This is a genomic window from Microcystis sp. BLCC-F209 (genome assembly GCF_041928595.1).
Classification (GTDB): domain Bacteria; phylum Cyanobacteriota; class Cyanobacteriia; order Cyanobacteriales; family Microcystaceae; genus Microcystis.
Window position 1 is genome coordinate 1 of sequence record NZ_JBHFLL010000158.1, and the last position, 8416, is coordinate 8416.

The 8416-nt window shown below is 42.4% G+C and carries 10 protein-coding genes and 1 pseudogene; 3 read left to right on the forward strand and 8 right to left on the reverse strand.

Annotation, left to right across the window (positions count from 1 at the left end; genetic code table 11):
- Positions 1 to 18: 18 nt before the first annotated feature.
- The 4 genes and pseudogenes from ACE1AQ_RS09640 to ACE1AQ_RS09655 form a co-directional block, all read right to left on the reverse strand.
- Positions 19 to 259: pseudogene (locus ACE1AQ_RS09640) on the reverse strand (ISNCY family transposase); the annotation flags it as partial.
- Between the two features lie 226 nt (positions 260 to 485).
- Positions 486 to 818, reverse strand: a complete 333-nt coding sequence (locus tag ACE1AQ_RS09645) for a BON domain-containing protein (RefSeq protein WP_374808313.1) — start codon at positions 816 to 818, stop codon at positions 486 to 488.
- 22 nt (positions 819 to 840) lie between these two features.
- Positions 841 to 1770, reverse strand: a complete 930-nt coding sequence (locus ACE1AQ_RS09650) for a CoB--CoM heterodisulfide reductase iron-sulfur subunit B family protein (protein ID WP_024970686.1) — start codon at positions 1768 to 1770, stop codon at positions 841 to 843.
- 291 nt (positions 1771 to 2061) lie between these two features.
- The gene (locus tag ACE1AQ_RS09655; protein ID WP_008206330.1) at positions 2062 to 2412 is read right to left on the reverse strand and encodes an STAS domain-containing protein; all 351 of its coding nucleotides are present in this window, start codon (positions 2410 to 2412) and stop codon (positions 2062 to 2064) included.
- Positions 2413 to 2770: 358 nt separating this feature from the next.
- On the opposite strand from ACE1AQ_RS09655, the gene ACE1AQ_RS09660 reads away from it, so the two are divergent.
- From ACE1AQ_RS09660 to ACE1AQ_RS09670, 3 genes are all read left to right on the forward strand, one after another.
- Positions 2771 to 2965 carry a hypothetical protein gene (locus tag ACE1AQ_RS09660; protein ID WP_008206328.1) on the forward strand — a complete coding sequence of 65 codons (195 nt, stop codon included), beginning with the start codon at positions 2771 to 2773 and terminating at the stop codon, positions 2963 to 2965.
- 412 nt (positions 2966 to 3377) lie between these two features.
- On the forward strand, positions 3378 to 3722 hold the full coding sequence (locus ACE1AQ_RS09665; protein WP_008206324.1) for a hypothetical protein: 345 nt from the start codon (positions 3378 to 3380) through the stop codon (positions 3720 to 3722).
- 77 nt (positions 3723 to 3799) lie between these two features.
- Positions 3800 to 5014, forward strand: coding sequence for a DUF790 family protein (locus tag ACE1AQ_RS09670; RefSeq protein ID WP_110545964.1), 1215 nt, complete (start codon positions 3800 to 3802; stop codon positions 5012 to 5014).
- 102 nt (positions 5015 to 5116) lie between these two features.
- Here the strand turns inward: ACE1AQ_RS09670 and ACE1AQ_RS09675 are convergent, their stop codons facing one another.
- The 4 genes from ACE1AQ_RS09675 to ACE1AQ_RS09690 form a co-directional block, all read right to left on the reverse strand.
- Positions 5117 to 5578: an Hsp20/alpha crystallin family protein gene (locus tag ACE1AQ_RS09675; protein ID WP_149989290.1), complete on the reverse strand. Its 462-nt coding sequence runs from the start codon at positions 5576 to 5578 to the stop codon at positions 5117 to 5119.
- Between the two features lie 298 nt (positions 5579 to 5876).
- On the reverse strand, positions 5877 to 6059 hold the full coding sequence (locus ACE1AQ_RS09680; protein WP_374808318.1) for a hypothetical protein: 183 nt from the start codon (positions 6057 to 6059) through the stop codon (positions 5877 to 5879).
- An 11-nt stretch (positions 6060 to 6070) separates the two neighbouring features.
- Positions 6071 to 7444 (reverse strand): 1-acyl-sn-glycerol-3-phosphate acyltransferase, encoded by a 1374-nt coding sequence (locus tag ACE1AQ_RS09685; protein WP_008206318.1) that lies wholly within the window; start codon positions 7442 to 7444, stop codon positions 6071 to 6073.
- 302 nt (positions 7445 to 7746) lie between these two features.
- Positions 7747 to 8416, reverse strand: a 670-nt coding sequence (locus ACE1AQ_RS09690; protein WP_374808319.1) for a Uma2 family endonuclease, incomplete at its 5' end; no start/stop codon positions are given.

Sequence of the window (8416 nt, forward strand, 5' to 3'; positions counted from 1 at the left end):
CTATCTCCGCGCATAGCAACCAATAATTTCCCTTGTTTTTCTATCAATTGCCAGCCAAATATAAAACTTTATCGTCTTAGAAAAAACCAAAGACCACATCTCATCACATTCTCTAACCAATTTACCTTTTGGTTTGTCCGAAACCTTTATTTGACGGGGGACAGCCGCCAGTTTATTCTTGACATAGTTTTGTAACCATGACCAACTTACCCCTGTTACTCTAGCAATTCCTCGCAAGGAAATTCGTTCGAGCAAGAGTTTATGGTTCTTCGTTACTTCGTATGGTTCGATCAGGGGGCAGAAATCGGCTAAATCCTTATCTGGCAAGGGACTTAATTGATTAGCTCGTTCTAGATTGAAAACAATTGGCAAAAATCGCAGCCATGTCTTTCTATATAAGGGTTTCACCCCTTATAACTCCCGTCCATTGCATAACACAAACCGAAGAGCCTTGATTTTTACAAGAGGTTAACAGCCGTTCGACTTCACCCAATAGTTACTTGACTGGTATCGACGCTGGTTGCCCCATGGACTTTACTGGCAATTGCTACCATTTTATTTAAAGTCGCCTGATGGGAAACCCTGCCTTTTAGTACAACTTTACTGCCAGTTTGAGCGACCCACAATTTGTCCTCATCAGCTAAATCCGGTGTCTCGTCAAAAGCTAAAACTACTCGTTTAGCTAGGCCGCTTTCGTCGTATTTTCCGTCTAATCCGACTCTTTCGGGGGGAATACCGGCAGCAGCGGCCTTCCCTGCGATCGCACTAGCGGCATTGGCCGGTTTATCTAAGCCAAAAATTCTTTTTAACCAATCCATTGCTAACACTCCTGATTGAGTTCTAAAACCCCAATTTCTTTAAGAGGGATTTGGTGGAAACGATGTGTCGATCTAATCCTAAACGATCGGGACTGACTCCCACCGCTAAAGCGACTAATTGGGAAAAATGTAACACAGGTAAACCTAAACTTCGACCGATCACTTTTGCCACTTCCGGTTGTCGGGAATCAAGATTAAGATGGCATAAAGGACAAGGGGTGACTAAACAATCGGCCCCGGCTGCCATGGCCTCTAAAATGTGTTTTCCTGCCATTTGGAAGGATTGGGTGGTGGCATAACTGGACAGGGGCCAACCACAGCATTGAGTGCGTCCTTGATAATAAATCGGATTGGCCCCCACCGCTCGAAAGACATTTTCTAGGGATTCCGGCTGAAAAGGATTATCGTAGGGGAGAGTATCCTGGGCCCGCAGGAGATAACAACCATAAAAACTGGCACAATTTAAGCCTGATAAGGGACGAACCACCTTGGCCGCCAGATTATCTAAGCCATAATCGCCCACAATTGCCCAGAGTAGGTGCTTAACCGTCGTCGTACCTTGGTAGGGGGAACAATGTTCTTTCTGTAAATAATTATTAACTTCCTCAACATAATTGGGATTATTATGCTTTGCTTCCTTCAAGCGCTCATCCACATGACCGATCACTCCTTGACAGGTGCTACAGTGAGTCAACAGGGGTAAATTGAGGGCTTCCGCTAGGGCAATATTGCGCGCATTGACGGCATCTTCCAACAGTTGCGAATCTTCCTTATAGGTTCCCGAACCACAACAGGCAGCTTTTTTGAGTTCGACTAAATTAATCCCCAAAGCTTCCGTCAGGGCTGCCGTGGATAAATATAGTTCCCGACAGGCACCTTGGGCGACACAACCGGGAAAATAAGCATACTGGAGATTTTTGACTGTCATGGATTCTAGGAAATTACTACTCATTACCTATCTACCATCTTGCCCTCCTTCCCCTCTGTCATCACTAAAGTCATGGAATTTCTTAATAGACAGTCTTTTGTGAGCTGCTCCCAACAAGTCCATGGTAGTTTGCCCCTAGAAATAATATCCAAAAAGGAGGAGAGCCATCTCAACAGTATAATGGCTCTCCTTGAGAAAAATTGTTGTCCTGAGGAGTCGGTTGGATAAATGGGAAGATAGCCAGCCAAGGGGTGATTCCCATGTAAATTCAGAATTTAGCCGAGAAATTGCGACGAGAAACGCTATTTTGTCTGCTTACGCCGCTTGGGGGAGGGTGATAACAGCATCAAAGTCAGCACGGCTAGGGAAAATCGAGAGAACCCGATCGAGTTGGGTTAATTCAAAGATAATCTTGACTGAAGGTGGAATAGAACAGATATTGAAGGATTTATCTTGACTTTGAGCCAGACGAAAGGCGGTAACTAAAGCCATTAATCCCGCGCTGTCGAGGAATTCCACCCTACTCATATCCACGAGAAAAGTGATACAGCTATTCTGGTTCACCAGATTGGTGAGCTGCTCTTGAAATTCTAGGACGTTGGCGGCGGTAATATAGCCTTTTGGCTCAAATAGAGCAATTTCTGGGACTTTTACAGGGCTTTTCATGGCTGGGCTTTGAAATTCATAAATGAACCTTTTAACTGGAAATCAGATACCGCTATTATGTCCTAACTTTCTGATTTTGCAACCCCGGTCTGGATCAATTTTCTCTCTCCTGAAAAGATTAATCTTTTTTTAATCTTCGACCCTGTGGCAAAGAACCAGTTCTGGGTTAACCTTGGTATCTGGGGGTAAAAGGGAACAGTGATCAGGACTTACTGGGGTAAACATCAGGGGAAAGTCGTTAGGTTTAAGCTCTAATCCCGAATTACTGATGATGACCCAATATCCTACTGGTGTTTTTGCTGAAATAAAGTAAAGCAGGATACGGAAATTAGATTTATCGAACTAGAGTAAGAAAATCGTGGATACCAAGCCGACTATCCGCCAATTAGTGGAACAAGCCCTATATTATCGTCAAATCACGCCAGAAATCGAGAACGGAATTAATGAACTCCTCGCTCGTCTTGGTTACGTTTCCGATGTGGATTATGAGGCCCTAGAGTTACTCATGGATGAAATGGACGAGGGCCGGATTAATCTCGTTCCGCGTCGGTAACTTCAGTTATCAGTTATCAGTTATCAGTTATCAGTAGAGAAAGACATTGCTGCGATTTTTGTCAATTGTTTTCGCTCAAGAACGAACGCATCAATTAAGTATCTTACCAGATAAAGATTTGGTCGATTTAAGCCCCCCGATCGAACCAGACCAAGTAACGAAGAACCTCACTGATACCAAATCCGTTTTTAATAGTGTGATTAACTCTCAAGTTATGAATTGTTTCTCCCCACACCCCACACCCTACACCCCACACCCCACTATCCTATACTTTTTAAACAGGATTTAGTATGATTACTGATTACTGTTTACTGTTTACTGATGACTGAACAATCCGCCAAAACCCAATTTCCCCAAATTTCCCCAAATTAATATAATTAACTTCAGGCTTTCTCTTAACCTGATTTTTTCCATGATTCCTTTAACTCTTAATCTCTTGCAAGGTTCCGTTACTTTTCGTTTCAGTCCCAGTGCTGCTCTGGATTTGCAAAGGGAAATTAACATTTTACTCGATCGACTGAAAGCGATCGCCAGTAATGCCGCTAGTGGGGGTAAACCCCAACCCCAAAAACCGCTGGAATATCAGCACACTGGTGATGTATTTCTGGAAGTGTTTTGTAATCCCAATATTTATCCGAGTCCTTTTTCGGCTAAAGTTTTGTTAACGGTTCGTGACGATCGCCTACGCTTAACCACAGAAGCAGAATTAACCCGTGTGATCGAAGATTTAGAGCGTTATCTCGACCAAAATAGTTAGAAGCGGGGGATTTTTGGGGTTTCGACTTTCCTTGTCGTCCCACCTCTCCCCATCTGATTATTCTTCTCTAGCTTGCCATGTTACCGACCGATTTATTGATTTCCCGTCAAAATGGCGAGACAATTATTCCTAAACGCTTACCGCTCGCTGCCGATTATCTGGCGATCGCCAAAGAACAAATCACCTGTTTTCAGGAAAGTATCGGTGAAACGAAAGGAGAATTAAGCCAAAAACTCCTAATCTTAGAGGGAGACAGTCCCGATTATAAAATTAAACGGGGATTTGCTCACCTATTAACCAATCATTTTGCCACCTTTGAGATTATTAGTCCCTTAGAACCGCAGGAATTAAGAAAAAGAGTTTTTGAACAAGCGGCTAACTTTGTTCCTATTCCCCAAAATCGATCGCTAATTCTGGGAAAAATTGCCCAGCAACTCAGCCAAGAATTAAATCAAGAAATTTTTCCAGTAGCTCTAGAAAAAGGACTCTATGCTGATTTAGCGGAGAATAAAATTCTCACTCAATTTGATGCTCCCACCCCCGAAAACTTAATTCATCGTTTTAACCTCTCGCAAATTCAAGGTATTTTTTATCGGGCCAGTTATTTAATCATCAATGTCCACCGCAACGATCCGGGGGAATATAAATATCTCTTTCGCTATCTAAAACTATTTCGTTTAATGACTTATATCGAAGGGGATGCCGACACGGGATTTACTATTACTATCGATGGTCCCACCAGTTTATTTAAAGCTAATAGTCGTTATGGCATTGAAATCGCTAAATTAATTCCTGCCTTACTCCATGTGACTCACTGGAATTTGAAGGCACAATTACAGTATAAAGATTCCTATACAGGAACTATTAAAAAACAACAGTTCAATTTAGAGGATAACTGTGGTCTGGTCTCCCACTATTCGCCGGGTAAACCCTACGATAGTATGTTAGAGGAATCTTTCGCTAAACGTTGGTTACAGTTAAAAACTGAATGGCAACTAGAAAGGGAAGTGGATTTAGTGCCTTTACCCGGAGGAGTGATGATTCCCGATTTCCGTTTAGTGCATCCCGATGGTCGCGTTTTTCTCCTCGAAATTGTTGGTTATTGGCGACCAGAATACCTACAAAAAAAATTCTTGCAGGTCAAATCGGCCCAAGCAAATAATTTAATTTTAGCCGTATCGGAACGGTTAAATCTAGAAAAAGCTGGAGTTAAATTTCAAAATCTACCCGCTCAGATTATCTGGTTTAAAGATAAATTATCACCCCAAGCAGTGTTAGAAGTTTTAAGTTAAAGGGTTAAGAAGCTAAAAGCGGAAGCATGATTTAATACTCCCGCTTTGGTTTAATCAGACTAGGTTAACTCTTTCGCTCAAGACCGGACAATGAGAGCTACATCATTGAGCAATGGCAGGATTGATGGACACTTTCACCACTTTATTTTTTTCTTCTTCCGCTTTCGGGAGGGTGAGATTGAGAATGCCATCTTTGTATTCAGCCGTCACGTTAGTGTTATCAACCTGAACTGGTAGAGGAATAACCCGATGGAATTTACCATAACGGAACTCAGTGCGGGTAAATCCTTCTTCTTCGGTTTTAATTTCCGATTTTCTTTCACCATTAATGGTCAGACTATCGGCTGTTACTTCCACGTTGAGGTCTTTGGCTTCCATACCAGGTATTTCCAGTTTAAGCTGAACTGCCTCTGGCGTTTCGGTAATTTCCGCCGCTGGGATGAAGGACAACCCCATTTTTTCGCCATTGCCTACATCAGTCGGCACAAGACGGTCAAACAAGCGATTCATTTCTTTTTGTAGGCTTTCTACTTCTCTGAAAGGTTCCCAACGTATAAGTGCCATATAAGTCACCTCCGAAGTTTTCTTAAGGCTAGAGATCTTGGTTTATCTCTACACTTTTAGGATAGATAAAAGATTCCCTGACTGGGGTAGGGTTTTCGGTATTGAGTTTTTCCAGATTCCCGTACTATCTCCTATACTAGAGCTAGGTGAAAAGGTTTTTAGCGGGGAAGTGGGGTGTGGGAATTATAAATTATGAATTATGAATTATAAATTATGAATTGGGAATTATAAATTATGAATTGGGGAGTGGGAAGTGGGGAGACCACTTCGTGCGCGATGTTCGGACGTTCGCCGAAGCTCAGTCGAGCGGCGAAGCTCGGTCGAGCCGTTGCGGGGGGAAGTGGGGGGTTTTCTCAGTGAACTGATAACTGATAACTGATAACTGATAACTGATAACTGATAACTGATAACTGATAACTGATAACTGATAACTGATAACTGATAACTGATAACTGAGTCCACCAAGAAACTTTTTCAGCAAACCCTAATTATCTACTGATGAATAATTAAACTTTCTAAACTGGTTTGTAAATCTTGGGTTAATTGTGCTACGGCCGAGCGTCGATCGCTTTTATAATCGCCATAGCGCTCGGATACGGAAATAGGTTTACCAATAGTTATTATCGCTTTTTGTTGACCAATTTGGGGACGGAAAAAGGGATTACCTCCTTTAATTCTTGTCACTAAATCCCAGAGTAATAAAATTGTCTCTGCGAATCTTTCTACAGTGGGTTTTTCTTTGACATAATAACCAGTTACTGACACAAAACTTTCCACAATTCTCATGTGCCACATTTTTAAATTAGCTTCATCGGCCAGGCGATCAGCTAATCCTAATTCAAGGGGAGAAATAGAATGAGTGGGTTTTAATTCTTCCCGATAAATGCGTTCCCATCCTGCTTGTTCCAAACGACGACAGCGATCGATCACATTACCATTAGAAGAAACATTGAAATACTTTTCTACGGTTTGTAGGGCCACATCTAATAAATTGGCTAAACGTTTGGCTAGAGTTTCATTTGGATCATCACCATTGGCAGGCACTACTGGCAAAGATTGATAATAGAAATCTCGATAAAAATCCTCCATTAAGGATAATAATCTTTCTCCTAACCGAAAAAGACGCTCGTATAAAACCTTTTCTTTTGGGGATGAATTCGGAATTGGTTCTAAACCGCTATCGGTTTCTAAATTAGTTAAAATTTGCTCGATCTCTTGCCACACTGGAGTTAGATAAAAATACTGAATACCAATAGGTAAAATAATTACTTCTTGCTGTTGTTTAGCCTTTCTGACATCATCCACACCCCAAAAAGCCAATTGAGAAATACCCGGCTCAATAGCACTAACAAGCTCATTATGTCCGTTAGTTGCCCCTTCTGGAGCGGCGGCTAAAGGATAATCTCCTTCTAATAATAAACGACGAGCCGAACGCAATCCGATTAAATCGGCTTTTCCCCGTTGAATTGGTGTGCCACCTAACTTAGAATATAACCATCCTACCCTTTCTCCAGCCCATAAAGGAATCCCTCGATCGTACATAAAATGAGCGTGAATCGGTGCTGGTAATTTTATTCCTAACTCTTTGGCTTTTTTGGGTACTAATTTCCACAAAAGATAGGCCATACAGTAGGGGTCGTTAATACTGGGATGACGAAAAGCAAGCAGTAAACGGACTTTTTTCTCTTGACTTTTTTGATAAAATGTGATTAAAGTTTCTAGATTGGCGGCGGAAATTTCCCTTAAATTGGTTTGAGTTTGTAACCAGAGAGGTAAAAAGATTTGACATCCCCTTAAAAGCAAGGGATTAAGGTCAGGGGGGATAAATTCGAGGGGGGGTTGCGCGCCTAAAGATAGATTAGACATATAAGTAGTCGTGCCAAATAAATTTCCTAGTTGAGACAGTTATCAGTTATCAGTTATCAGTTATCAGTTATCAGATTTCAGTTTTCAGTTCACTGTTTACTGTTTAAGGAAGAATAAAAGAAAACTCTGATCAATAATTACCCACTGTCCAAAAGGTAATCACAGCAGCAAACAGGTGTCGAGCTAGATTTCAAATACACTGGGATTGCAGGCTCCCTCAACCGTGAAAGGAGAAATTAACCGACTTTGAACGAGGAGGAACAGGAGCAGTTTACCTCCTCACCTAAACAAATACAGCTATACTATAGCTCTATCCCCATTTCTCGCAAACGAGCCGCCAGCTGTTGAGAACGCTGTCTCTCCGCTTCCAGAGCTTGCTGAGTAGCATTTAATTGCTCCTGTGCCGCGGCTGCTTGCTCCTGTGCCGCGGCTGCTTGCTCCTGGGCTGCTTCTTCTGGCAAGGGGATTAAATTGCCTTCTGGGTCATAAAATCTCGCCCAAATTGCCGTTTCTCGGTCAATAGTCCCCTGCCAAGTTCCCAACCAATAGCCTAAGCTTTCGCACCATAACCAGCCGCGCTCGTTTCGTTCTAAAGAATGGTAGCGTTGGTCGGCCCCTAAATGCCATCCTTGTAAAGAATTGCCATCGAAAGGATCGTAGATGAAATAATCTGGCGTGCGGAAGGTTCCCTCATAAATGGCTTTTTTTCGGACTTTATCGGTTTTGGCGGTACTAGGAGAGGTTAATTCCACAATAACGTCGGGATAACGTCCCTCTTCTTCCCAAATTACCCAACCCTGTCGCTCTCTCTTGCCATCGACATTGAGGACGGCGAAGAAATCGGGCCCGCGAAAATCGCGATTTTTCACCTGTTCGCGGCTGAAATAAATAAACATATTGCCACCGGTGTAGAAGTCGTCTCGCTCGCCGTAACCCTGCTGTAGGGAGCGAATCAAGACATTCATGGCAATG

Excerpts from the sequence above, each read along its gene's own strand:
- ACE1AQ_RS09685 (WP_008206318.1), bottom strand. The coding sequence starts at position 7,444 with ATGTCTAATCTATCTTTAGGCGCGCAACCCCCCCTCGAATTTATCCCC.
- ACE1AQ_RS09665 (WP_008206324.1), top strand. The coding sequence starts at position 3,378 with ATGATTCCTTTAACTCTTAATCTCTTGCAAGGTTCCGTTACTTTTCGT.
- ACE1AQ_RS09655 (WP_008206330.1), bottom strand. The coding sequence starts at position 2,412 with ATGAAAAGCCCTGTAAAAGTCCCAGAAATTGCTCTATTTGAGCCAAAA.
- ACE1AQ_RS09670 (WP_110545964.1), top strand. The coding sequence starts at position 3,800 with ATGTTACCGACCGATTTATTGATTTCCCGTCAAAATGGCGAGACAATT.
- ACE1AQ_RS09645 (WP_374808313.1), bottom strand. The coding sequence starts at position 818 with ATGGATTGGTTAAAAAGAATTTTTGGCTTAGATAAACCGGCCAATGCC.
- ACE1AQ_RS09650 (WP_024970686.1), bottom strand. The coding sequence starts at position 1,770 with ATGAGTAGTAATTTCCTAGAATCCATGACAGTCAAAAATCTCCAGTAT.
- ACE1AQ_RS09675 (WP_149989290.1), bottom strand. The coding sequence starts at position 5,578 with ATGGCACTTATACGTTGGGAACCTTTCAGAGAAGTAGAAAGCCTACAA.